This window comes from Candidatus Aeolococcus gillhamiae (genome assembly GCF_016464765.1).
In the GTDB taxonomy this organism is placed as follows: domain Bacteria; phylum Chloroflexota; class Dormibacteria; order Aeolococcales; family Aeolococcaceae; genus Aeolococcus; species Aeolococcus gillhamiae.
In genome coordinates, this window is sequence record NZ_JAEKNS010000067.1 from 32,379 (window position 1) to 56,430 (window position 24,052).

Below are 24,052 nucleotides of genomic sequence, written 5' to 3' on the forward strand. Positions count from 1 at the left end.
GACGGGCTCACTTGGCCACCGTCTCGCGATCGCGAAGGGCCGCAACGCCGGGCAGCGTGCAGCCTTCGAGGAACTCGAGGGTGGCGCCGCCGCCGGTGCTGATGAAGTCGATGCTGTCGGCGACCCCGGAGTCGTCGACGGCGGCGCCGAGGTCGCCACCCCCGACCACGCTGAACGCATCGCTTTCGCCGAGCGCCTTGGCGACGGCGCGGGTGCCACGCGCGAAGGCGTCGACCTCGTAGATGCCGAGCGGTCCGTTCCAGATCACCGTGCCGGCGTCGCGGAAGTCGGCCGCGATCGCGGCCACGGTCTGGGGACCGACGTCGACCACCATGAGGTCGTCGGGGATCGCATCCCAGGAGACGACCTCGGTCCCGGCGCCGTCGGTCGCCTCCGCTGCGACAACGACGTCGAACGGAAGGCGGAGCTGTGCGGTGGCACCGGGGACGTCGAGGATGTCGCGCGCCATCTGCACCTTGTCCTCCTCCACGAGCGAGCGACCCGTGGCCGCGCCCTTGGCGCGGAAGAACGTGCACGCCATCGCTCCCCCGACATGCAGGCTGTCGACGCGGTTGAGCAGGTTGGTCAGGACGCCGAGCTTGGTGGAGATCTTGGCCCCGCCCAGCACCGCGACCAGGGGGCGGCGTGGGTCGCCGAGGACTCCACCGAGCACCTCGAGCTCGCGTGCCATCAGGTAACCCGCCACCGCGGGAAGCAGGTGGGCCACGCCCTCAGTCGACGCATGGGCGCGGTGGGCGGTCCCGAAAGCATCGTTGACGACCACATCTGCAAACGAGGCGAGCCGCTGCGCCAGCGCAGGATCGTTGCGCTCCTCCCCCGCCTCGAAACGCACGTTCTCGAGCATGGCCACGTCGCCGTCGGCGAGCGCGTCGACGAGGGCCTGCGCGGATGGCCCGACCACGTCCCGCGCCACCGGCACGTCGACTCCGAGCAGCTCACCGAGACGGTCGGCGATCGGCTGCACGCTGAGAGACGCGTCGACACGGCCACCCGGTCGTCCGATGTGGGTGACGATGATCGTCCGCGCCCCGCGCTCGCGCAGCGCGTTGACGGTCGGCAACGCCTCACTGATGCGCCGATCGTCACCCACGCGTCCGTGGCGAAGGGGAACGTTGAAGTCCACGCGCAGGAGGACGCGCTTGCCCGAGATGTCGATGTCGTCGATGGTCGCCTTGGTCATCGAGCGCGGATCAGAGACGCCCGGCGATGTGCTCGGCAAGGTCGATGACCCGGCAGGAGTACCCCCATTCGTTGTCGTACCAGGCGAGCACCTTCACGGTGCGGTCGCCGACGGCCATCGTGGACGGCGCGTCGACGATCGCCGAGTGGCTGTCGTGGAGGAAGTCGATCGACACGAGCGGCTCATCGGAGATCGCCAGGATGCCGTTGAGCGCGCCGTCGGCCGCCTCGCGCAGCTCGGCGTCGACGTCCTCGACGGTGGCGGCGCGGCTGAGCGTGGCGGTGAGATCCACCAGGCTCACGTCGCTCACCGGGACGCGGAGCGACATCCCGTGAAACTTGCCCTTGAGCTCGGGCATCACAAGCGCCAGCGCCTTGGCCGCCCCGGTGGAGGTGGGGATGATGGAGAGCCCGGCAGCCCGCGCGCGGCGCAGGTCCTTGTGTGGGGTGTCCAGGAGGACCATGTCGTTGGTGTAGGCGTGGACAGTGGTCATCAGTCCGGCCTCGATACCGAAGCTGTCACTGAGCACCTTGGCAACCGGAGCCAGGCAGTTGGTGGTGCATGAAGCGTTGCTGATCACGTGGTGCTCGGCCGGGTTGTAGGCGGTGTGGTTCACGCCCATGCAGACGGTGATGTCCTCGTTGGTTGCCGGCGCGGAGATGATCACCTTGGTGGCGCCCGCGTCGATGTGGGCGCGCGCCTTGGTGGCGTCGGTGAAGAACCCCGTCGACTCGATGACCACCTCGACGCCCAGATCTGCCCAGGGGAGTCGCTGTGGATCGCGCTCGGCGAGGACTGTGAGGCGGCTGCCGTCCACGGAGATCTGGTCGCCGTCTGCGCTCACCGCGCCGGGAAAGCGTCCGAGGATCGAATCGTGCTTGAGCAGGTGGGCAAGGTTCGTCGCGTCGGTGAGGTCGTTGACGGCGACGATCTCAAGGTCGGAGTGGCGCTCGCGAGCGGCTCGGTAGACATTGCGTCCGATCCGACCGAAACCGTTGATGCCAACCTTGACAGCCATCCGTGACGCTCCTCAGTTAGCGGCCCGGATCCCCTGGCCGCGCGGGGCTCGACACTACCACCGTACTCTGCGCGCCCGTCCCAGCTTCACTGTCGTGCAGCCTCCACAAGGCGCTGCAGGCGGCCGGCCATCGCCGGGCGGCTGATGCCCGCATGCTCCGCGAGCGGCCCCAATGAGGCGTCCGGGTGGGCGCGGCGCAGCTCGGCGGCGGCGCGCAGCGCCGGGGGCAGCGACTCCCAGCGCCCGATATCTGCACACAGTCGCTCGGCAGCGTCGAGCTGTCGCACAGCGGCGTCGACGGTCCGTCTCAGGTTGGCGGTCTCCGCATTGATGGTGCGGTTGACCCCGGCGCGGACGTCCCGAACCACGCGTCCCTGCTCGTACGCCAGGCGGCCGCCTTGGGCGCCGATCGAGCTGAGGGCGGCGCCTACGGCGGTGGCGCTGCGCACCGTCACCACCGGTCGCAGCCGGCGCATGCGGATCGAGGCCGGCACCTCGAGGGCGCCGAGATCCCCGAGCAGCAGCTCGGCCGCCGCGCTGTCGCGGACCGGGATCTCGAGGTGGGGTGGCCTTTCGGGCCGGTTCACCGAGCCCAGGGCCAGGAAGGCGCCGCGCAGCCGGCTTCGACGACAGCAGTTGTTGGGTGTCACTATCGGGCCGCCGCTGGGAACGTCGACCCGGTAGTGAGCCCGGCGCGGCGCGCGAACCCGGACGGCGTGGCCGGAGCGACCGTCGGCATGGAGAATGGCCACCGCGCAGCGCGCCGCCACGGCGCGTGGCGTCTCCAGCCCGCCGGGCGCGACCGCCGGGTCACCGGTGAGGCTCATGCCCTCGAGCAGGGCCGCGCGGCAGTGCGGCAGCGGCGGAAGATGCGGGGCCAGCTCGGCCACGACGCTCTCCGTGAACGAACCGCCGCGCATGTCTAGCGGGGATCGGGGCGGTGGACGTCGCGGTGGCGCACGTCAACCGCGATGCCATCCCCGGCAAGCGCGGCAGCCAGCTCCACCGCGATGACCACGGAGCGGTGCCTGCCACCTGTGCAGCCCACCGCGACGTGCGTGGCCCCGCGGCCTCGCCGTCGCGAGGCCGCGATGACCCAGTCGAGCAATCCCGCGGTGCGCCCTACGAACTGGCGTGACTCCTCCTTCCCCAGCAGGAACTCCCGCACCGGCTCGTCGAGGCCGGTCAGCGGCCGCAGCTCGGGCTCCCAGAAGGGGTTCGGGAGGATGCGGCTGTCGACCACCCAGTCGGCCTCCAGCGGGGGGCCGTACTTGAAGCCGAATGACGAGACGGTGCAGCGAAAGCCGGCGTCCACGTCCCGCTCGGGAGCCACCACCTCAAGGATGCGCTGCGACAGCTGCGCGTCGCTCAGCGCGCCGGTGTCGATGACCACGTCGGCAGCGGCGCGGAGCGGCGCGACCAACGTTCGCTCAGCGGTCACCGCCGCCTGACCTGTCCCCGCCGCGGCGCATGGGTGAGGCCGGGTGCTGTCCGCCAGCCGGCGCACCAGGACGGCGTCGGGCGCGTCCAGGAAGACCACGGTGGCACCCTCGACACCTTCGAATGAGGCCAGCTCATCCCCACGCCGAGCGTCGACCACGGCAACCGCCGGTTGGGCACGGGGCTCGGCGAGGAATGCGGGGAGCAGGGGAACGGGCAGGTTGTCGATGCTGCTGACCCCGGCGGCCTCGAGCGCGCGCAACGCGGTGGCCTTTCCGGACCCGCTCATCCCGGTGAGGATCCAGGGCTTGGCCGGCCGCGTCGGCCCGGAGTTGGTCACGAAGTCGAGTGTACCGGCGGGTCGGCGTTTCGCCCGTCGCCCCCTCGCCAGATGTCACGTTTTCGCAAGGTCTTTGACTATCCTCGAAGAAGAATGACGGCATGGTGGCGGGGCTGAGCGTGCGCATCCTGGTGGCCGAGGACGACCCCGGGCTGCGCGCGGTGCTCAGCCAGGGGCTGGAGGATCACGGTTTCTTCGTCGACGCGGTGACGCGCGGCGACGACGCCATCGACCAGCTGCGCTTCTACGAGTACGACGTCGCCATCCTCGACTGGCGCATGCCGGGCGCCTCGGGCCTCGACGTTGTGGCCTGGGCTCGCAAGGAGAAGCGCCCCACCCGGCTGCTCATGCTCACCGCCCGCGACACCACCGCCGACCGCATCGACGGGCTCGACGCGGGTGCCGACGACTACCTGGTCAAGCCATTCGACTTCGGCGAGCTGCTGGCGCGCATCCGCGCCCTGCAGCGGCGCCCTCCCGGCACGGACAGCGCCACTCTGGTGCGCGGCGGGCTCGAGCTCGATCCCAGTCGCCGCGAGGTCACCGCGCACGGACGCGCCGTGCACCTCAGCGCCACCGAGTTCAACATCCTCGAGCTGCTGATGCGTCGCGCTCCCCAGGTGGTCGATCGCAACAGCATCGCCCAGCAGGCGTGGCGCGACGAGACCGATCCCCTCGGCTCCAACGCCATCGACGTTCGCCTGAGCCGGCTGCGCGCCAAGCTGCCCGACGCAGGGGTGCGGATCGTCACCGTACGCGGCTCCGGCTACCGGCTGGATCCTGCGTGACCGCGGTACGGCGAATCGTCGGCAGCGTCACGTCGGTGTTCGCGGCCCCTGCTCGCGACGTTCGCCGAGCGTCATTTCGCGTCGCGCTCATCACCACCGCTGTTGTGCTCGTGGCATACGTGGTGATCGCCGGCGCCGTGGTCCTGATCGTCAACCGCAACCTGGTCGCCGCGGTCGACGATCGCCTCACAACGTACATCAGCGACAACGTGACCGGTTCGGGGCAGCCCCCCGCGCCCGGCACATTGCGCAGTGCCGGACCCGTGTACCAGGAGCCCCTCCTCACCTGGGTGGTGCTCCCCAGCGGAGAGGTGGGCCAGGCGATCGGCAGGGCCCTCGTTCCGGCCAACGGCAGCGGAGGCACCACTCCTCTGCCTGCCTCCGCGCAGTCGGCGACCGCGCCGGCAACAGCCACGCTCCCGGGCGGCGACCAGATCCGGGTCACCGGCGCGGCTATGACGGGCGCCCACGTGGTCGTGGGCCAGTCGCTCGACTACGTGGCGGCGACGCAGCACAACATCATGACCGCGGAGCTGTTGATCGGACCGGTGCTCCTGCTCGCGGTGTTCTTCGGCGCGCTCATCATCGGGCGACGCGTGGCGGCACCGATCGAGCGCGCACGCCAGCGACAGATCGAGCTCACCGCTGATGCATCGCACGAGCTGCGCACACCACTCTCAGTGATCGAGGCGCAGACCTCCCTCGCGCTCGAGCGCGAGCGCGACACGACCTGGTATCGCAATGCCTTCGAGGCGGTCGGGGTCGAGAGCAAGCGCATGCGGCGCCTCGTCGACGACTTACTCTGGCTGGCGCGGTTCGACAGCACCGAGCCCACTCCGAGCTCCGAAGCCACCGACCTGGGGGTGCTCGCCGAGCAGGCGGCCCAGCGCTTCACCGCGGTGGCTGAGGCACGCGGGCTCACGCTGCGGGTCGCCGTCGAGCCGGTCTCGACAATGATCAGCGCGCCGCCCGAATGGCTCGACCGTCTGCTCGGCGTGCTCCTCGACAATGCCTGCCGTTACACCCCTCCCAGCGGGACCGTCGACGTTGCGGTGGGACGTCGTGACGGGCGCGTGCGACTCGCCGTGGACGATTCCGGCCCCGGCATCCCCGCCAAGGAACGGAGGCATGTCTTCGACCGCTTCCGCCGTGCCAGCGACGCTCCGGGCGGTTCCGGGCTCGGGCTCGCCATCGCCGCCGCCGTGGTCGGCGCCAGCGGCGGTCGGTGGGAGGTGGGCACGTCGGCCGCCGGCGGCGCGAGCATGGCGGTGAGCTGGACACCGCTGATCCGCGGTGGCGCGGAGAAGGAGGACGGGGAGATGGCCCGCGACCAGGCGATCCCGGCCGGTACGCTGACGCCACCGGCACCGCCTCACCCCGCCTAACTCCTCAGAGGAGCTCCTTGATGCTCAGCGCGACCGCGCGCGGGACCTCCTCGCTGAGCGCCTCGACGCTGGCGGCACGGATGCCGTCGATGCTGCCGAAGCGGCGCAGCAGGGTGCGCTTGCGGACCGGTCCAAGACCGGGAACGGTGTCCAGACGCGAACGCAGGGCAGTGCGCGCGCGCCGCGCGCGGTGGTGCGTGATCGCAAAACGGTGGGCCTCATCGCGCACCCGCTGAAGCAGGAAGAGGGTGGGACTGTCCTTCTCGATGATGGTGGGACGCGACAGTCCGGGGGCGAACAGCTCCTCGTTGCGCTTGGCCAGGCCGAAGACCGGGACCTGAACAAGGCCCGCCTCTTTCAGCACCCGGTACGCCGCACCCAGCTGTCCCTTGCCGCCGTCGATGAGCACGAGGTCGGGAAGGACACCGAAGCTGTCCTCACCGCTGCGGCCTTCCGCGGTGCCGTCTGCCACCTGCGGAGCCCGCACCTCGCCGTTGCTGCCGGCCGGGTCGTCGACCGGGATGTCGTCAGCGCCCGCGCCCTCCGCGCGGCTGCGGAGCAGCCGTGTGAAACGGCGACGCAGGGTCTCCTCCATCGAGGCGAAGTCGTCGCTGCCCTCGACGGTGCGGATGCCGAAGTGGCGGTAGTGGGACGGGCGGGGCCGGCCGTCCTCGAACACGATCATCGAGCCCACCGAGTTGGTACCCATGGTGTTGCTGATGTCGTAGCACTCGATGCGCCGCGGCGGTCCGGCAAGGTGCAGGCGCTCGGCGAGGTCGACGAGCAGCGCGTCGGTTCGCTCGGCGTCGAAATCGTCGACGATGCGCCGCTGTCGCAGAGCGGTGAGCGCGGTGGTGTGTGCCTGCTCGACCAGCTCGCGGCCGGTGCCGCGCCGGGCGTGGCGCAGGTCGACGGGGCCGCCGCGCTGCTCGGCAAGAAACTCCTCGACGACCGCGGCGTCCTCGATCGGATCGGACACCAACACCGTCCGCGGCAGGCTGGGGGCGTTGCCGTAATACTGCGGTACGAATGCGCCCAGGCATTCACCGGCGCTCAGGTCGGTGACGCCCTCGAGCTCGTGCGTCTCCATCCCCAGAACACGCCCGCGGCGCACCGCGAGCAACGCCACCATCGCCCGCCCTCCCTCCAGTGCCACCGCGACGCAGTCCTGGTCCGACCGGGATCCGGTGAGCATCTTCTGGCGCTCGGCGATGCGGTCGATAGCGCGCAAGCGGTCGCGGAAGCGAGCTGCCAGCTCGAAGTCGAGACGGCCGGCGGCGTCCTCCATCTGGCGGCGCAGCTGCGCATCAAGGGCGTCGCTGCGACCCTGCATGAACAACTCCACCTGGTCGAGCAGCGTGGCGTACTCGGCTGCGTCGATCCGCGCTTCGCACGGCCCGCTGCAGCGCTTGATGTGGTAATCGAGGCAGACCCGTCCCCGCCGGAAGATCTCGTCGCTGCAGGTGCGGAACGGGAAGATCGTGCGCAGCGACTTGACGGTGCTGCGGAGGGACTGCGCGCTCGTGTACGGCCCGAAATAGCGGGCGCCGTCACGGGCGATGCGACGTGTGTAGTACGGCCGTGGGAACTCCGTGGCCAGCACACCGCGCTCCCCCCGCGGAGCGCGCAGCTGCTCGCGGGCTGTTCCGGGCGCGTGCGCGGGGCCCGAGCCAGGCTTGGGAATCTTCAGGTAAAGGTAGCTCTTGTCATCCTTGAGACGCACGTTGTAGCGCGGCCGGTACTGCTTGATCAGACTGTTCTCGAGGATCAGCGCCTCGCGCTCGTTGAGGCAGGGGATCACCTCGAAGTCGAACACCCGCTCTACCAACGTGTGTGTCCGCGCCGGCAGTGACTCGACGCCGGTGAAATAGGAGCGCAGTCGGTTGCGCAGGCTGGCCGCCTTGCCGACGTAGGCGACCCGCCCCTCGAGGTCGCGCATGACGTACACGCCCGCCCCGGCCGGCGCAGCACGCAGCCGTTCGCGCAGCAGCTCGGGGTTGTCGAGCAGCCGGGCGCGCCGAGACGCTGTCTGTGTGGTCACGGGTCCACTGTAATCAGCCGCCGGCGGCGGTCAGCTCGTCGAGGAAGGCCTGCTCGTCGATGACACGGACGCCGAGCTCCTGCGCCCGCCCCAGCTTGGTCCCCGGCGAGGCAGCGGCCACCACGGTGTGGGTGCGCTTGCTGACGCTCGACGACGGTGTGCCGCCGAGTCCGCGAATGCGCTCCTCGGCCTCGGGGCGGGTCAGCGCGTCCATCGTGCCGGTGAGCACCCACGACTGCCCATGCCAGGGACCGCCGGCAGCCGCGCGGACCGGTTCGGCGGTGACCCCTGCCGCCCCCAGCCGGCGGACAAGATCACGACCCTCGTCGGTGCCGAACCAGCGGGCGACGTCCTCCGCCACGACCGGGCCGACACCCTCCACCGCCGTGAGGTCCGCGGCCGAGGCGGCTGCGAGCGCTTCGATGCTGCCGAAGTGAGTGGCGAGCAGCGCGGCGGTGTGCTCCCCGACGTGACGGATCCCCAAGGCGTTGATGAGGCGGGCGAGCGGCACCGTCGTCCGTGCCGCGATGGAGTCGTGCAGCTTCTGCGCCGAACGCTGGGCGAAGCCCTCCAGTGTCAACAGCTGTTCGACCGTCACCCCGAAGAGGTCGGCGGCGTCCGCGAGGAACCCCGCGTCGACGAGCTGGTCGATGATGGCCTCGCCCAGTCCCTCGATGTTCATGCCCGCGCGGGAGGTGAAGTGGCGCAGGCGCTCGCGGCGCTGCGCCGGGCAGAGCGGGTTGACGCAGCGGCGCACCACCTCGTCGGGCTCGCGCACCAGCTCGCTGTCACAGGCCGGGCAGCGGTTGGGCATCACCCAGGGCTTGGCGCCCTTGGGACGCCTTTCGAGGATCGGCCGGACGATCTCCGGGATCACGTCGCCTGCCTTGTGCAGCAGAACCGTGTCGCCGATGCGCACGTCCTTGCGCGCCACCTCGTCCTCGTTGTGCAGGGTGCAGCGCCGGACGGTGGATCCGGCCACGAAAACCGGGCGCAGGTGGGCGACGGGCGTGACCGAGCCGGTGCGTCCCACCTGGACAGCGATGTCGAGAACCTCCGTTTCGACCTCCGCCGGCGGGAACTTGTAGGCGATCGCCCAGCGAGGAGACCGCGAGACCTTGCCGAGCTCGGCCTGCAGCGCCAGGGATGACACCTTGATCACGACCCCGTCGGTCTCGTAGTCGAGGTCGTGGCGTTTCTCGGACCAGTGTTCGATGAAGGCGAGCACCTCGTCGACTGAGCCGGCCACGTGACGGTGCGGGTTGACGCGGAATCCGACGCTGCCGAGCAGATCCAGGGCATCGGCCTGCGTGGCCACTCCCTTGGAGGGCTCCAGCTGGTACATGAACGTCGACAGGCCGCGCTTGGCGGTCACAGAGGGATCGAGCTGGCGGACCGCTCCAGCGGCAGCATTTCTCGGATTCGCGTATGTCGGTTTGCCGGCCTCCTCCAACTGCGCGTTGAACGCGGCGAAGCGCGCCTTGGGTAGGTACACCTCACCGCGCACCTCGACCTCGCCGGCGAATCGTTCAGGCGCCTGCGCTCGCATCGGAACGCTGCGGATGGTGCGGACGTTGGCGGTGACGTCCTCGCCCTCGACACCGTTGCCGCGCGTCGCCGCCCTGACGAACGCGCCGTCCTGATACGTCAGGGAGATTGCCAGGCCGTCGATTTTCAGCTCGCACACAAACGCGTCCACGTGACCGGCACCCCGCTCGGCGCGGGCGAAGAACGCCTCGACCTCGGCCGACGTAAAGGCATTGCCCAGCGACAGCATCTGGCTGCGATGCCGGACTTTGGTGAAGGTCTCGAGCGGGGCACCACCGACTCGTTGGGTCGGAGAGTCCGGCGTCTGCAGACCCGCGTACTCGGCCTCGAGGTCGACGAGCTCCCGGAAGAGCCGATCGTACTCGGCATCGGAGATCTGGGGATCGTCGAGGACGTAGTACCGGTGCGCGTTGTCGTCGAGAACCTGGCGCAGCTCGACGGCACGGTCGCGAGCGGCCATGGGTATGGTCGGCGCTTTGCCCAGCGGTTTGACCACGGCGTCAGTCGATGACTGAGTAGATGGCCGAGTCGGCCACCGCGAAGATCTTCATGCCGGCGTTGTCGAACTTGATGACAACCTCCTCACCCGAGCGCGTCATGGTGCTCTTCAGGATGCTGCCCTCCCCGAGCTTGGGATGAGCAATGCGGTCCCCCTCCCTGTAGCGCTGCGGCGCCAGCTCGACAGGGTTGGGACGCACGGCGTGGGCGTGCACCGCTTGACGCACCGCCCCGGGCGCCCGCGGCGGCGAGGGTACCGCCGCGCCCGGGCGCCGCACGATGTCCAGCACCTCCGCCGGAAGGTCGGCGAGGAATCGTGAGGCTTCGGCGAGGTGCTGGGAGCCGTAGAGGTGTCGCCGAAACGCGTGCAGGACGTAGAGTCGGCGCTGGGCGCGGGTCAGGCCCACGTAGGTGAGCCGACGCTCCTCGGCAATGCCGGCGTCGCCCTCCTCGAGCGCGCGGATGTGCGGGAGGAGCCCTTCCTCCATCCCGGCCAGGAACACCACCGGGAACTCGAGGCCTTTGACCTGGTGCAGCGTGATCAGGGTGACACCGTTCGCCGCGTCGTCGAGTGTGTCGACGTCCGCCACAAGCGCCACGTTCTCGAGGAACTGAGTGAGCCCCTGTGGCGGCGGAACGTCGCCGTACTCGCTGGCCAACCCGATGAGCTCGGTGACGTTGGCCCAACGCTCCTCGTTCTCCGGAGTGCCGTCGCGAAGCGCGCGCTCGTAGCCGGTGTCGTCAAGCACGCGGTCGAGGAACTGAGGCAGCGGCATGCGCTCGGAGAGATCGCGGAGGTCGTCGATGATCCGGCCGAAGTCGGCGAGAGCGGCGCGCGCCGCGGGCGTGATCTCCGCGCTGTCATCCATCGCCCGCACCGCCTCGAATGGCGAGATGCGCTTGCGGCGCGCCAGCCGCTCCAGCTCGGCGACGGTGCGGTCGCCGATCTTTCGCCTGGGCACGTTGACCACCCGGCCGAAGGAGACCGAGTCGCGTGGATTGGCGATCAGGCGCAGGTAGGCGAGGACGTCCTTCACCTCACGGCGCTCGTAGAAGCGCAGGCCACCGACCAGGCGGTACGGGATCCCCCGGCGCAGCAGCACGTCCTCGAATGCGCGCGACTGCGCGTTGGTGCGATACAGGACAGCGCAGTCGCTCAGCGAGAAACCCTCGCGCCCGATCAGCATCTCGATCTCGCCGCAGACCGCAAGCGCCTCCTCCTGCTCGTCGTACACCGAGATCAGCCGCACCAGTTCGCCGCCTCCGCGGTCGGTCCAGAGCTTCTTGTCGGCGCGTTCGCTGTTCTGCCGGATCACCGCATGGGCAGCGTCGAGGATCACCTGGGTGGAGCGGTAGTTCTGCTCGAGGGTCACCACCTTGGCGTCGGGATAGTCGTGCCGGAAGCTGAGGATGTTGCGCACATCAGCCCCGCGCCACCCAAACACGGCCTGATCGTCGTCGCCCACAACGGTCAGATTGCGGTGCCTCTCGGTGAGCAGCTTGACCAGCACGTACTGGGCCAGGTTGGTGTCCTGGTACTCGTCGACGAAGAGGTGGCGAAAGCGCGTCTGGTAGTCCTCGCGAACCCCATCGCTCTCACGAAGCAGTTGCACGGTGCGCACCAGGAGGTCGTCGAAGTCGAGCGCGTCGGCGGCGCGCATCTCCGCCTCGTAGGCGATGAACGCCCGCGCGACCGTTCCCTCATAGGTTTCGCCGGCGTGCTTGGCCGCGTACGCGTGAGCATCGAGAAGCTCATTCTTGGCGGCGCTGATGATGTGAACGACCTTGTTGGCGGGGAAACGCTTGTCGTCGATGCCCTCGGCCTGCATCGCACGCCGCAACGCGGCGGCGCGATCGGCCTCGTCGTAGATCGAGTAACCACTCGGAATGCCGATGGCGGCACCATCACGGCGCAGCATTCGCGCTCCGAGCGCGTGAAACGTGCCGATCCACATGCCTGACGTGGTGCCGCCGAGGAGCACCTCAATGCGCCCGCGCATCTCGCGCGCCGCCTTGTTCGTGAAGGTGACGGCGCAGATCTCGTGCGGGCGGACGTCGCGCGTGGCCAGCACGTAGGCGATGCGATGGGTGAGCACCCGCGTCTTCCCGCTGCCCGCTCCGGCAAAGATCAGCAGCGGCCCGTCCGGCGCGGTCACGGCCTCGCGCTGGGCGTCGTTGAGGTCGGTGAGGAGGGGCGTGGAGGGAGTTGTGGCGCTCAGGATGGGATGGGTGTGGTGACCGCCCCGGCTGGCGGCGAGGCGGAGATGACCACAGCATTGTAGGAGTCCGGGCGGCGGTCCCCGAACAGGTCGTTGCGTGGCGTGCGCCGGCGCGCCAGGGCGACGCCGTCGAGGTCCACGTCGGCCACCAGCAACACCTCCTCCTCGTGGCCCGCGGGCCCTTGGACGGGCCAGCCGTCCGACCCGACGATGATCGAGCAGCCGAGAAAGCGCACCTCGCGCTCGACGCCGACTCGGTCAGCGCACGCCATGACCACGCCGTTCTGCCCCGCGGTGGCCATGGCCACGATGTCGCCCAGGCAATAGCCGGCCGCGTCGTACACCTGGCGGCGGAACGACGCCACCCAGTTGGTGGGCACGGCGATGATCTCTGCGCCCGCGAGCGCCAGCGCGCGTGCGGCTTCCGGGAACCAGAGGTCGAAGCAGATGACCATGCCCACGCGACCGAAGGGCAGGTCCACCACCGGCAGCTCGCCTCCCGGTTCGAACCAGGACTTCTCGTCGTTGAAGAGGTGCAGCTTGCGGTAGGTGGCGATGTGTCCCTGCGGTCCGATCACCACGGCGCTGTTGTGCCGGACCGCCCCGTCCGCTTCGTTGATCCCCACCACGCAGTGCAGGCCGTCGGCGCAAACGGCGGTGAGGGCGTCGACGAGCTCACCGTGCTCGGCGTCCTCAGCGCTCGCTGCCGCCTCGGATTCCGACGCGAAGACGTAGCCGCTCGAGGCGAGCTCCGGCAGCACCAGCAGGTCGACCTTCTCGGCGGCGGCGCGTTCCGCCCATTGGACCGCGGCGACGCGGTTGGCGTCGACGTAGCCGATCGTCGGCGCGTACTGGGCCACCGCGATCCGCACCGGCCGGCTCATCTCACCCTCCGCTGTCATTGACGGCTACCCGGGGAACTCGCGACGACACGGCGCAGAGCACCTCGTAGGAGATTGTGCCGATCGAGGCGGCGATGTCGGCGGCGTCGATCCGGTGCCCGGCCTCGTCACCGAGGAGGACCACGGGATCGCCCGCCCGAATCTCACCGGCCTCGGAGACATCGATGGAGAGCTGGTCCATGCTGATGCGCCCGATGATCGGGCAGACGGCGCCGCCGGCGATGACCGCCCCGCGGTTGCCGTTGCGTCTGTCGACCCCGTCCGCGTAGCCGGCGGCAACCGTGGCGACGCGCGTCCGCCGCGTCGCCATCCACTCGCGGCCGTAGCCGACGCTGTCGCCGGGACCGACGTCCTTGACCTGGGTGACCAGCGCACAGACGCGCATCGCGGGGCGGAGTCGGACCGCATCCCCGCTGTGCGCGGGTGGGTAGCCGTACAACGCGATCCCCGGCCGGATGATGTCGTGGTGGGTCTCGGGCAGGCGCAGCGCGGCGGCACTGTTGGCGCAGTGCACCAGGGGACCGCCCAGCGACTCCGCCGACTCCGCCACCACCGCGAGGAAGCGCTCATGCGCGGCCACCGTCACGTCGGTCGCCTCGTCGTCCGCGGAGGCGAAGTGGGTGAAGATGCCGGCCACGTCGATCGCGTCTCGCGCGCCAAGCAGCGCGGCACGCATCGGCTCGACATCCTCGAGGCGGGTGCCCAGCCGGCCCATTCCCGTGTCGATCTTCCAATGGACCCGCAGCCTGTTCGTGCCCGAGGCGTCGCGTGCCGCGGCCAGGTCGGCGGGCGTGAATACCGCCACGTCGACGTCGTTGGCCGCGGCGATGGCCATCTCCGCGGGCGTCGTCCATCCGGCGTTCAGCAGGCGCGCGCCGATGCCGGCGCGGCGCAGCTCGACCGCCTCGACCATGGCCGACACCCCGAGCCAGGTCGCCCCACCGTCCAGCGCCGCGTTGGCGGCGGTGACCGCGCCGTGCCCGTAGCCGTTGGCCTTGACCATCGCCATCACCGCGCAGCCGTCGCCGGCAAACGCGCGCAGGGAGGCGGCGTTGTCGCGCAATGCCGCGGCGTCGATCTCGGCCCACTTGGTGGTCACCACGGTCGCTTGCAGCCCTACTGCGCAGGCTGGGGACGCAACAGCACGATCGGCGTCTGTTCCTCGCCCTGCCCAAGAGGGTTGTCGAGCACTGCCAGGCGCACATCAGCGACCGGCACCGGCACGCCGCGGCTGGCGCCGAGCACCTCGACGTTGACGTTGTTGGCATCGACGATCACCACCGGCCAGCCGGTGGCGTCTTCGATGGCCTGGGCGTCGCGCGGCGGATCCTCGGGGCCCAGCATGGCGAACTCGTTGAAGGGACGAACGGTGTGCGGGTTGAAGCCATCAATCTCGGACACGCGGTTGCCAGCGAGGCGGTAGAAGTCACCGTGACGGCCGAACAGGCGGGTGACGCCGCCGACGCTCATCGCGAATGCCATGCGCGCCCAGCCCGCGCGCATGATCGCCACCTGCATCTTGGCGGGGTCCGAGAAGCCGACGTCGTCCTTGAGCTTGGTGACCCCTTTGACCAGCAGGCGCGCGAGCAGGCCGGGCCGGACCAGCGAGCGGTGGATCACCCGCCCCTGGGTGATGGCCACGAACTTCTCGGAGAGGACGAGGAGGTCGCCGGGCTCGAAGACCGGTGTGACGTAGGTGCGCAGCACGTCGAGGATCGGCTCCTTGACGTGGACCAGGTGGGTGCCGATGGCGGCGCGGCGGTAGGTGCGCCGGCCCACCACGCGGTCCTCGTGCCACGACACCGCCGGCGCGAGCACGGTCATGCTGCCAGCGCCACCGGTTGGTCCATGTAGCGCTGCATCCACAGCTCAGTGACCATCGTCCGCCAGAAGATGAGCGGATCACCCGGTGCCCCCGCCAGCCATGCGTCGAAATCGCGAACCAGACGATCGTTGTCGTAGATGCCACGCCCGCGGCACGTCGCCGAGTCGAAGATGGCGCGCATCCGTGCAGCGCGGCCGCGGATCCAGGTCACCTCGGGGTTGGTGAAGCCGATCTTGCTACGGCGCAACCGGTTCAGCTCGGGGATCCGACCGCGCATGGCACGGCGGTAGACGGCGCGGTTCCAGCCCCCGTCGATCTTCTGGTTGATCGGCAGCTTGAAGATGAATTCGACGAGCTCGTGGTCGAGGAACGGGACACGTGCCTCGATCGAGAACGCCATCGAGTTCTTGTCCTCGTAGCGCAGCAGGTTGGGGGTCGAGTACGAAAGCACGTCGTGGGCGAGCCGCGCGTTGAGGTTGCGATCCGGCGTGAACGTGACCTTCTGGAGCTCGCCGTTGGGGTCAGCGAGGAGCGGTCGCATGCTCAGCAAACCGCCGCGGCCGGGGAGGTGCGAGCGCATCGCCTCGCCGAAGTAGCCGCGATACAGGTCGATCCCCGTCAGCAGCTCGCGCGCACCCGCCAGCCAGCGATGCTGATCGCGCGCGGAGGTTAGGTAGGCACGGAAGTAGGGAATGTACCCGGCCAGGAGCTCGTCGCCGCCATTGCCCGACAGCATCACCTTGACGAACTGCTTGGCGACTCGATAAACGCAGTAGTACGCGTATGGCGCCGATGCGATCGTCGGCTCCTCCTGGAACCAGATCCACTGCTGCATTTCCAGCCAGAACTCGTCGAGGTCCGGGTATGCGTAATGCGGGACGCTGCCCACCTGCTGCTCGACCTCATGGATGTACTGGCTCTCGTCGATGCTCTGGCCGGGGAACAGCGCGGAAAACGTGTGCAGGGTGCCGCCGGTGTGCAGGTCGGTGCCCTGCTCCATCAGGTGCGCCATGGTGCACACCACCCCGCTGGAGTCCAGGCCGCCGGAGAGCGGCACCCCGACCGGCGCGTCCGAGAGCAGGTGCCGTGCCACCACGCGGTCGAAGAGGGCGCGGAATTCGGCGGCGTGGTCGTCGTCACTGCGGTTGCCGGAGAACTCCAGGTTCACCTCGGGGTTCCAGTAGCGCCGGACGCCGCGGATCCCCTCGGGACCGACGGTCATCGTGTGTGCAGGAAGCAGCCGCTTGATGCCGTCGAAGAAGGTGTCCTCGCTGGCGTCGTGGACCCGGAAGAGAAGGAATCGCTGCAGGACGGTGAGGTCCTCGCGGCGCGGCACCGTTGGGTCCTGGAGGATCGCCTTGATCTCCGACGCGAAGATGACCCGGCCACCGTGCTGCGTGTAGTACAGCGGCTTGATGCCGAGCCGGTCGCGGGCCAGGAACAGCTCCTTGTGGGTGGAGTCCCAGAGCGCGAAGGCGAACATCCCGGTGAGGTGGGTGACGACCTCCTGGCCCCATTCCTCGTAGCCGCGCAGGATCACCTCGGTGTCGGAGTGATCGGTCGTGAATCGGTGGCCCTTGCTCTCGAGCTCGGCACGCAGCTGGGGGGCGTTGTAGATCTCCCCGTTGTTGATGAGCGCCAGGCGGTGATCATCGGTGTAGATGGGCTGGTTGCCGCCTTCGAGGTCGACGATGGCCAACCGCCGCATTCCCATCGAGAAGTGCTCGTTGACCTCGACGCCGAAGCCATCCGGGCCACGATGCACCATGGAGTCGAGCATGCGACCGAGCAGCTCCTGGTCCACTCCGGTGAATCCGGCGATCCCACACATACGCCGGTCAGTCTAGGCGGGGTCGGAGGGTTCGCGGCCCATCGGTGGTGGCTGCGCGCTCAGAAGTCGAGGTCGTCCCCCATGCCCATGCCACCCATGCCACCCATGCCGTCCATGCCACCCATGCCGCCGCCGTGCGAGTGGCCATGACCTGCGCCACCCGCTTCGTCGTCCTCGGGCTCCGGGGCATCGGCGATGAGAGCCTCGGTTGTGAGCACGATGGTGGCGATGGAGGTGGCATGCGTGAGAGCGCTGACGACGACCTTCGTGGGATCGATGACGCCGCGCTCGACGAGGTTGCCGTAGTCACCGGTGCGCGCGTCGAAGCCCTCGTCGCCACTGAGCTCGGCGACGTGGTTGGCGACGGTCGGTCCGTCGAAGCCGCCATTCTGGGCGATGATCCGCAACGGTTCCTGCAGTGCCCTGCGCACGATCCGGGCGCCGGTTGCAGCGTCGGCCTCGAGCGTCAGACCGTCGATCGCATGCACAGAGCGGAGCAGCGCGACGCCACCGCCAACGACGTATCCCTCGGCCAGCGCCGCGCGCACGGCCGCGAGTGCGTCCTCGACGCGCGACTTGCGCTCCTTCATCTCGACCTCGGTGGCGGCCCCGACCTTGACCACAGCGATGCCACCGACGAGACGGGCGAGGCGCTCCTGCAGCTTCTCGCGATCCCACTCCGATTCCGTTTCCTCGATCTCGCGGCGGATGTCCTCGGCGCGCGCCTTCACGGCGGCGCGGTCGCCACCTCCCTTGAGGATCGTCGTGTCCTCCTTGGTGACGACGATCCGGTCGGCGCTGCCGAGTTGGTCGAGACGGACGGCGTCGAGCCGCAGCCCGACCTTCTCGCTGATCACAGTGGCGCCGGTGAGCACCGCAATGTCGGTGAGCACGGCGGTGCGACGGTCACCGAACGCCGGCGCCTTGACGGCCACTGCGGTGAAGGAGCCACGCAGCCGGTTGACGACCAGCGTCGCCAGCGCCTCGGCCTGGACGTCCTCAGCAACGATGAGCAGCGGCCGTCCCGACTGGACCACGAGCTCGAGCGCGGGCAGCAGGTCGGCCACCGCGGTGATCTTGGCATCGGTGATCAGCACCGCGGCCTTGTCGAGGACCGCCTCCATCGCCTTCTGATCGGTGACCAGGTACGGCGACACGTAGCCACGATCGAACTGCATGCCCTCGACGACGTCGACCTCGGTATCGATGCCGCTGCCCTCTTCGACCGTGACCACGCCCTCGCGGCCGACGCGCTCGAAGGCCTCGGCGATCATCGTGCCGATGCCCTCATCGCCGGAGCTGATGCTGGCGACGCGCTGGAGGTCCTCGTTGCCGGCAACCTCATGCGACTGCGCGCGCACGGCGGTGATCACCGCATCGGCGGCGGCGTTCATGCCGCGGCGCAGCTCGGTGGGCGACGCGCCCGCGGCGAGGTTGCGCAGGCCCTCGTTGATCAGGGCACGGCCCAGCACGGTGGCGGTGGTGGTTCCGTCACCGGCGATGTCGTTGGTCTTGACCGCGATCTCCTTGAGCAGCTGCGCGCCCATGTTCTCGAAGTGGTCCTTGAACTCGAGGTCGCGGGCGATCGTGACGCCGTCGTTGATGATCAGCGGCGCTCCGAAACGCTTGTCGATGACCACGTTGCGACCGCGCGGACCGAGCGTGACCGAGACGGCGTCGGCCACCGCGTCGACACCCCGATGGAGCGCGTCGCGGGCGTCGTTGCTGAAGCGCAGTTGCTTGGCGGTCATGACAGTTCAGTGCCTCCGATGCAGACGCGCGCGCACGACCGGGCGGTCCGGTGGCGCTGGGTCTGCGAAACGGTCAGTTGGATCCGTTGGTGCCGACGACGGCGAGGATGTCCTTCTCACTGAGGATGAGGTACTCGACCTCGTCGATCTTGACCTCGCTGCCCGCGTACTTGGCGTACATCACGCGGTCGCCGACCTTGACGTCGAGCTCGACGCGCTTGCCGGACTGCTCGTTGTAGCGACCGCTGCCCACCGCTTCGATGGTGCCCTCCTGGGGCTTCTCCTTGGCGGTGTCGGGGAGGACGATGCCGCTCTTGGTCATCTCCTCGCGCTCGAGGGGCTTGACGACGACGCGGTCTGCAAGGGGACGAAGTTTCAGGGCCACAGGGGGACCTCCTAGGTGTGAGTTGTGGTTAGCACTCGCAGCTTACGACTGCTAACACTCTACCCCAGCGAGTGCCAGCGTGGCAAGCAGGGGCGCTACGCGCCGACGCCCTTGAGCAGCATGTCCGTGCCGTAGCCGGCGAGGAACCCGCAGAGCAGGCCGAGCATGCCCATCTGGTGGCTGCCGATCTTGCGATTGACGTGCTGGAGCTCCCCGATCACGTAGACGATCGCCCCGGCGGCGAGGCCGAGGAAGAGCACCGAAACGGACTGGCTGGCCAGCCCCGAGCCCCCCAAGCGGGTCACTCCGAAGCCGATCAGCGTGCCCAGGAACGTCGGCCCACCGCCGACAGCCCCGAGCAGGCCCAGGAAGCGCCAGCTGGGGCGACGCCCGATCATCGGTCCGCTGATGCCGAATCCCTCGGTGATGTTGTGCAGCCCAAATCCGATGACCAGGACGAGGAAGAACCGGTACGCGCCGGAGGCGGCTGACTGGCCGATCGCCAGGCCCTCGGAGAAGTTGTGCAGACCGATCCCGATGGCGATGAAGAGGGCCGTCCGCAACGGGGCGGGCAGCGGCTGCCGCGTCCTGTGAGCCGCTTCGGTAGCGGCCATGGCCCCGGGCCCGGCCGGGAGGGGGCTGCGTCGCGAGACCCGCTCGAAGACGACGAGAACGAACAGGCCGAACGCCAGGCCGGCGGCGAGCAGGAGGCCGAGCCCGGCGCCCTGGCCGGCCGATGCGGCCATCCTGGCCTCGACGGTCTCGCTGGCGTTGCGGATGACGTCGTAGAAGATGAAGAGCAGGACCCCGACCGAGGCCGAGGTCAGGAAAGCCATCAGCCGTGGCCCCGGACGTCCCCAGCGGGCGATGGGCAGCCCGAGCAGGATGGTCAACCCGGAGACCGCGCCGAGGATGGCCGCGCCGGTGAAGCTCATGGAGCTAGCGTAGCCGACCGTTCGAGCGCTGACCCCGTCCCCGACCCATCAGCTGTAGAGGTCGAGGCCGGGATCGACGGCAACCCCGGGGGCGTCCGGGCCGTGCAGGCGGAGGCGTTGCCACCCCGCCGCGCCGATCATGGCCGCGTTGTCGGTGCAGAGCGACAGTGGTGGAACGGTGACCGGCAGCCCGGCGAAGCGGCTCCGCACCGCGTCGCGGAGCGCTTGGTTGGCGGCCACGCCACCCACCACGGCGATCCGCTCCGCACCGCGCCGGTCGGCGATGGTGCCGAGGACGTGCAGCAGCTGCTCGACGACGGCGGCCTGGAAGGAGGCGGCAAGGTCGGCGACGACAGCAGGGTCTCGCGGCGAGCCTGCGTCGGTCAGGGCGCCGGCGCCGAGGTCGCGGATCGCGTAGCGGAGCGAAGTCTTCAGGCCGCTGAAGGAGAGCGCGCCGTCCAGGCGCGTTCGCGGCATCGGGAATCGTCCCGGGTCGCCGGTGCGGGCGGCGCGTTCCACCGCCGGCCCTCCGGGGTAGCCGAGGCCGAGCAGCCGCGCCGCCTTGTCGAATGCCTCGCCGGCAGCGTCGTCGCGAGTCGAGGCAAGCCGCACAGCATCACCGTGATCGCGCAGCTCGACGACGTCGCTGTGGCCGCCACTCACCACCAGCGCCAGGTACGGGGGCTCCAGCGTGACATCGCTGAGCCACGCGCTGTAGATGTGTCCCGCCATGTGCGAGACCCCCACTACCGGCACCCCGCGCGCCACCGCCGCGGACTGGGCATACGCGGTTCCCACCAGCAGGCACCCCGCCAGCCCCGGCCCGCGGGTCACGGCCACGCCGTCGACGGCGTCCCAGCCCCCGGGAAGCGCGCTGAGAGACTCCTCCACGACAGGGCCGATCACTTCGAGATGCGCGCGCGCGGCCAGGTCGGGGACCACCCCACCGTGCGCCGCATGAAGCTCGATCTGCGAGGAGACGACGCTGCTGACCACCTCCCTGCCGTCGCGCAACACCGCCGCCGCCGTTTCGTCGCATGAGGTCTCGACCGCCAAAAGGTTCAGAGCGGGTACTCCGCCGACGGGGCCGTGCCGATGCCGGGGACGTCGATGCCGCGGAAGATGTCGAGGAAGCGACGCTTGAAAGCCGGCGCGTGGATGCTGTCGCTCCACATGATCACCGCGTCCTCACCGTTGTCGGTGTAATAGCCGCGGCGACGGCCGATCGACTTGAAGCCGAACCACTCGTAAAGGCGAACGGCGTTGTCGTTGCCAGCGCGCACCTCGAGCGTCATCCAGCGCGCGCCGAGGTCGTAGCTGCGCTGGATGAGCGCGGCGAACAGCGTCTTCCCGTACCCCTTGCCCTGCTCCCGACCGCGCACCCCGATGGTGGTGACGTGGGCCTCGTGCACGACCTTCCAGAGGCCGGCGTAGCCCACCAGCTCGCCGTCCTCGCGAAGCACGATGTACGACGCCTGGCGGTTCTGGGCGAGCTCGGTGGCATACGCGTTGCGCGGCCAGGGCGACAGGAAGATCTCCCGCTCGATGACCTGGACGGCGGGTATGTCCTCGGGGCGCATGCGCTCGATGGCGATGCGCGGGACGACCTGCATGACACTCACCGCGAACGGCTTTGATCCGAAGGCACGAGTCTACAGGGCGTCTGACCCTCACCCCCCTCTCGTCGGCAACACGTTGCCGGCAAGCTCGGCGTGGACGGCCTGCAGTCCGAGGGCGGTGAGCGGCGGCAGGGACAGCGCGCGCGGCACGGCGTTGGCCAAGGCCGCGACGGGATCGACCTGCTCTGCGCTGAGGCTCGGGATCTCGGTGCTGGCGAAGACGCGGTGCCGGCTGTGGACCTCGGCAGCGGTCGCCCGCTCCACCGCGGAGATCTGCTCCAGCACCGTCCCAGTGCGCGTGAAGCGGGCGACGTACACCCCGCCGCGGCCGGCGTCGGTGACCGCGCTGAACGCCACACCGTCGGCCGCGTCGGCAATCGCGGCCACGGCGGTGAGGCTGCCGATGCCGTGAAGTGGGAGTCCGCGGGCGGCGGCGAGGCCCAGCGCCGCCGCCATGCCGACGCGCACCCCACTGTACGAGCCTGGCCCGGTCAGGACGACAACCGCGGTGACGTCGGCTGCGAGGAGCTCGGCGATGGCGCCCGGGAGGGCGCGGTCCAGCTGGCCACCGGGCATGGCCCGCTGCTCGATCACAGTCCCGTCGGTCGCGGTGCGTACCGCCCACGCTCGGTCGCGCGAGCTGGAGTCGATGGCGATGACACTCACGGCGCAGCGGCGGCTCGCGACAGCGACGCCCACGCCTCGACGAGGCGGGCTGCCGCCGGCTGCTCGAAGCGGAGGACACGCCGGTTGTCGCCATGGTCGCCACCGGCGATCGACACGGTCGAGACGTCGAAGCCGCTGAGGTCGGCGTAGCCGCCCCACTCGATCACCACAGCGCCGTCGAGCAGCAGGGTGTCCAGGTCGAGCACCTCGATGGACGCGCCTGGGCCGAGACGGTAGAGGTCGATGTGGTGGACTGTGAGGCCGGCGGCCTGATGCGGCTGGTGGAGCACGAAGGTCGGGCTGCGCACCGCCGCCTGGTCGCCGCCGGCGCCGGCCACGAGGCCGCGCACCAGGCACGTCTTGCCAGCCCCCAGCGGGCCCTCGAGCACGAGCACATCGCCGGGGCGCAGCACCGTGCCAAGCGCCGCGCCGAGGCGCTCGGTCTCCTCGGGCGAATCGGTGTGCAGAGGGAGGGTCGCGGGTGTCACGAGAAGTGCGCTGCCAGCGTGCGCGGGGCGGTCTGCTCGATGCCACCGCGCCGATCGAGAAGGCGCAGGCCGGATCCCGCCGTGAGCGCCCCGATCACCGTCAGCGGTGCGAGCTCGCCGGGCCACGCACGCATCAGGTCGGCGGCATCCGACTCGGGAGTGGCGGCGAGCAGTTCGAAGTCCTCGCCGCCTGCCACGGCCAGTTCCAGCCATCCTTGTCCGAAACGATCTGACAGGTGCGCGTCGACCGGCAGGCTGTCCCTCCAGATCTCAACGGCGCACGACGACGCACGCGCGGTCCGTTCCGCGTCGACGAGAACGCCGTCGCTGACGTCGCCCGCGCAGCGCACCCCGACCTCGAGCAGCCGAGCGCCCTCGCGCAGCCGCGTCACCGGTTGCAGGTGTGCGTCGACCCAGTCCTGTTCCGTCACCGCCGCGGGTGCGAGGCCGTCGAGGAGCAGGCGCAGTCCGGCAGCCGAGCGCCCCAGCACACCGGTGACCAGGAGAAGGTCCCCGGCGCGGCCGGCGGCGCGGCGGAGCGCCCGCCCTGTCGGAAGACTGCCGCTGACGCAGACGTCGATCACCAGGGGGCCGTCGATGGCGCTGACGTCACCGCCGACCACCGCGCAGCCGGCCTCTGCGGCCGCCTCACAGAGCCCGCGCTGGATCTCGAGGACGTCCTCGAGCTGCTCGGAGGGGCGCGCGCACAGCGTGGCCAGACACGTGAGGGGCTCGGCGCCGGTGCCGGCGAGGTCGGAGACGGCCACGCCGAAGGCGCGGCGGCCGAGCTGGCGGGGACCGATCCAGCCGCGCCGGAAGTCGACGTCCTCAACCAGCGCGTCGACGCTCACCGCCAGGTCACGACCTGCCGGCGGCGTCCACACCGCGGCGTCGTCGCCCGCGGCGGGCGCCCGCTGAAAAGCCGCCGCGGAGATCGCCACGAGCTGCTCGAGGAGGGCGCGCTCGCCGGTCTGGGCGAGGGTGGGACCGCCCGCGCCGAAGTCGCGGTGGGGGACTGGCGGCGCGGATCGGGACATCGTCTCCCTACTCTACGGAGCAGCCCCCGTGAGGGCCCCTGAGGCGCGATAGACGCGCCTGGCCCGTTTGCATTCATGCTCCCCGACCTTCTATCGTGCCGCGGGTCGCAGGGGCCCGCACCCCGCGCGGAACAC

General features: G+C 70.0%; 21 protein-coding genes. 2 read left to right on the top strand and 19 right to left on the bottom strand.

Going from position 1 to position 24,052, the window contains the following annotated elements; all coding sequences use genetic code 11:
- Nucleotides 1-7 precede the first annotated feature (7 nt).
- The 4 genes from JF886_RS06060 to rapZ form a co-directional block, all read right to left on the bottom strand.
- Nucleotides 8-1,201: a phosphoglycerate kinase gene (locus JF886_RS06060; protein WP_337310590.1), complete on the bottom strand. Its 1,194-nt coding sequence runs from the start codon at nt 1,199-1,201 to the stop codon at nt 8-10.
- A gap of 10 nt (nt 1,202-1,211) precedes the next feature.
- Nucleotides 1,212-2,219 (bottom strand): type I glyceraldehyde-3-phosphate dehydrogenase, encoded by a 1,008-nt coding sequence (gene gap / locus JF886_RS06065; RefSeq protein WP_337310592.1) that lies wholly within the window; start codon nt 2,217-2,219, stop codon nt 1,212-1,214.
- A gap of 86 nt (nt 2,220-2,305) precedes the next feature.
- Nucleotides 2,306-3,109 (bottom strand): DNA-binding protein WhiA, encoded by an 804-nt coding sequence (whiA, locus tag JF886_RS06070; protein WP_337310594.1) that lies wholly within the window; start codon nt 3,107-3,109, stop codon nt 2,306-2,308.
- A 32-nt stretch (nt 3,110-3,141) separates the two neighbouring features.
- Nucleotides 3,142-3,999 carry an RNase adapter RapZ gene (gene rapZ / locus JF886_RS06075; protein WP_337310597.1) on the bottom strand — a complete coding sequence of 286 codons (858 nt, stop codon included), beginning with the start codon at nt 3,997-3,999 and terminating at the stop codon, nt 3,142-3,144.
- 101 nt (nt 4,000-4,100) lie between these two features.
- Here rapZ and JF886_RS06080 point away from each other — a divergent pair, with 101 nt between their 5' ends.
- Nucleotides 4,101-4,787: a response regulator transcription factor gene (locus tag JF886_RS06080; RefSeq protein WP_337310599.1), complete on the top strand. Its 687-nt coding sequence runs from the start codon at nt 4,101-4,103 to the stop codon at nt 4,785-4,787.
- The gene (locus JF886_RS06085) at nt 4,784-6,172 is read left to right on the top strand and encodes a sensor histidine kinase (protein ID WP_337310601.1); all 1,389 of its coding nucleotides are present in this window, start codon (nt 4,784-4,786) and stop codon (nt 6,170-6,172) included. The genes JF886_RS06080 and JF886_RS06085 overlap by 4 nt, the downstream gene beginning before the upstream one ends.
- Nucleotides 6,173-6,176: 4 nt before the next feature.
- Here the strand turns inward: JF886_RS06085 and JF886_RS06090 are convergent, their stop codons facing one another.
- The 15 genes from JF886_RS06090 to thiL all read right to left on the bottom strand — a co-directional run bounded on the left by JF886_RS06090 (nt 6,177) and on the right by thiL (nt 23,917).
- A complete protein-coding gene (locus tag JF886_RS06090) occupies nt 6,177-8,213 on the bottom strand; it encodes an excinuclease ABC subunit UvrC (protein ID WP_337310603.1) in 2,037 nt (678 codons plus the stop codon).
- 13 nt (nt 8,214-8,226) lie between these two features.
- Nucleotides 8,227-10,257, bottom strand: a complete 2,031-nt coding sequence (gene ligA, locus JF886_RS06095; protein WP_337310605.1) for an NAD-dependent DNA ligase LigA — start codon at nt 10,255-10,257, stop codon at nt 8,227-8,229.
- 4 nt (nt 10,258-10,261) lie between these two features.
- The gene (locus JF886_RS06100) at nt 10,262-12,481 is read right to left on the bottom strand and encodes an ATP-dependent helicase (RefSeq protein ID WP_337310658.1); all 2,220 of its coding nucleotides are present in this window, start codon (nt 12,479-12,481) and stop codon (nt 10,262-10,264) included.
- Nucleotides 12,475-13,362: a nitrilase-related carbon-nitrogen hydrolase gene (locus JF886_RS06105; protein ID WP_337310608.1), complete on the bottom strand. Its 888-nt coding sequence runs from the start codon at nt 13,360-13,362 to the stop codon at nt 12,475-12,477. The genes JF886_RS06100 and JF886_RS06105 overlap by 7 nt, the downstream gene beginning before the upstream one ends.
- A gap of 1 nt (nt 13,363) precedes the next feature.
- Nucleotides 13,364-14,479: an alanine racemase gene (alr, locus tag JF886_RS06110; RefSeq protein WP_337310610.1), complete on the bottom strand. Its 1,116-nt coding sequence runs from the start codon at nt 14,477-14,479 to the stop codon at nt 13,364-13,366.
- A 17-nt stretch (nt 14,480-14,496) separates the two neighbouring features.
- On the bottom strand, nt 14,497-15,204 hold the full coding sequence (locus tag JF886_RS06115; protein WP_337310611.1) for a F420-0--gamma-glutamyl ligase: 708 nt from the start codon (nt 15,202-15,204) through the stop codon (nt 14,497-14,499).
- On the bottom strand, nt 15,201-17,036 hold the full coding sequence (asnB, locus tag JF886_RS06120; protein ID WP_337310613.1) for an asparagine synthase (glutamine-hydrolyzing): 1,836 nt from the start codon (nt 17,034-17,036) through the stop codon (nt 15,201-15,203). Before asnB ends, JF886_RS06115 begins: the two co-directional genes overlap by 4 nt.
- Before the next feature lie 59 nt (nt 17,037-17,095).
- The gene (gene groL, locus JF886_RS06125) at nt 17,096-18,787 is read right to left on the bottom strand and encodes a chaperonin GroEL (protein WP_337310614.1); all 1,692 of its coding nucleotides are present in this window, start codon (nt 18,785-18,787) and stop codon (nt 17,096-17,098) included.
- Between the two features lie 73 nt (nt 18,788-18,860).
- Nucleotides 18,861-19,166 (bottom strand): co-chaperone GroES, encoded by a 306-nt coding sequence (gene groES / locus JF886_RS06130; RefSeq protein WP_337310660.1) that lies wholly within the window; start codon nt 19,164-19,166, stop codon nt 18,861-18,863.
- Between the two features lie 101 nt (nt 19,167-19,267).
- The gene (locus tag JF886_RS06135; RefSeq protein ID WP_337310616.1) at nt 19,268-20,107 is read right to left on the bottom strand and encodes a ZIP family metal transporter; all 840 of its coding nucleotides are present in this window, start codon (nt 20,105-20,107) and stop codon (nt 19,268-19,270) included.
- Between the two features lie 48 nt (nt 20,108-20,155).
- Nucleotides 20,156-21,172 carry a tRNA (adenosine(37)-N6)-threonylcarbamoyltransferase complex transferase subunit TsaD gene (gene tsaD, locus JF886_RS06140; RefSeq protein WP_502711402.1) on the bottom strand — a complete coding sequence of 339 codons (1,017 nt, stop codon included), beginning with the start codon at nt 21,170-21,172 and terminating at the stop codon, nt 20,156-20,158.
- Nucleotides 21,169-21,720, bottom strand: a complete 552-nt coding sequence (gene rimI, locus JF886_RS06145) for a ribosomal protein S18-alanine N-acetyltransferase (RefSeq protein WP_337310620.1) — start codon at nt 21,718-21,720, stop codon at nt 21,169-21,171. The genes tsaD and rimI overlap by 4 nt, the downstream gene beginning before the upstream one ends.
- Nucleotides 21,721-21,777: 57 nt before the next feature.
- On the bottom strand, nt 21,778-22,392 hold the full coding sequence (tsaB, locus tag JF886_RS06150; RefSeq protein ID WP_337310622.1) for a tRNA (adenosine(37)-N6)-threonylcarbamoyltransferase complex dimerization subunit type 1 TsaB: 615 nt from the start codon (nt 22,390-22,392) through the stop codon (nt 21,778-21,780).
- Nucleotides 22,389-22,880: a tRNA (adenosine(37)-N6)-threonylcarbamoyltransferase complex ATPase subunit type 1 TsaE gene (gene tsaE / locus JF886_RS06155; protein WP_337310624.1), complete on the bottom strand. Its 492-nt coding sequence runs from the start codon at nt 22,878-22,880 to the stop codon at nt 22,389-22,391. Before tsaE ends, tsaB begins: the two co-directional genes overlap by 4 nt.
- The gene (thiL, locus tag JF886_RS06160) at nt 22,877-23,917 is read right to left on the bottom strand and encodes a thiamine-phosphate kinase (protein WP_337310626.1); all 1,041 of its coding nucleotides are present in this window, start codon (nt 23,915-23,917) and stop codon (nt 22,877-22,879) included. The genes tsaE and thiL overlap by 4 nt, the downstream gene beginning before the upstream one ends.
- Nucleotides 23,918-24,052 lie beyond the last annotated feature (135 nt).

Excerpts from the sequence above, each read along its gene's own strand:
- JF886_RS06080 (WP_337310599.1), top strand. The coding sequence starts at position 4,101 with ATGGTGGCGGGGCTGAGCGTGCGCATCCTGGTGGCCGAGGACGACCCC.
- gap (WP_337310592.1), bottom strand. The coding sequence starts at position 2,219 with ATGGCTGTCAAGGTTGGCATCAACGGTTTCGGTCGGATCGGACGCAAT.
- JF886_RS06115 (WP_337310611.1), bottom strand. The coding sequence starts at position 15,204 with ATGACCGTGCTCGCGCCGGCGGTGTCGTGGCACGAGGACCGCGTGGTG.
- JF886_RS06135 (WP_337310616.1), bottom strand. The coding sequence starts at position 20,107 with ATGAGCTTCACCGGCGCGGCCATCCTCGGCGCGGTCTCCGGGTTGACC.
- groL (WP_337310614.1), bottom strand. The coding sequence starts at position 18,787 with ATGACCGCCAAGCAACTGCGCTTCAGCAACGACGCCCGCGACGCGCTC.
- asnB (WP_337310613.1), bottom strand. The coding sequence starts at position 17,036 with ATGTGTGGGATCGCCGGATTCACCGGAGTGGACCAGGAGCTGCTCGGT.
- rimI (WP_337310620.1), bottom strand. The coding sequence starts at position 21,720 with ATGCAGGTCGTCCCGCGCATCGCCATCGAGCGCATGCGCCCCGAGGAC.
- thiL (WP_337310626.1), bottom strand. The coding sequence starts at position 23,917 with ATGTCCCGATCCGCGCCGCCAGTCCCCCACCGCGACTTCGGCGCGGGC.
- JF886_RS06060 (WP_337310590.1), bottom strand. The coding sequence starts at position 1,201 with ATGACCAAGGCGACCATCGACGACATCGACATCTCGGGCAAGCGCGTC.
- JF886_RS06105 (WP_337310608.1), bottom strand. The coding sequence starts at position 13,362 with ATGAGCCGGCCGGTGCGGATCGCGGTGGCCCAGTACGCGCCGACGATC.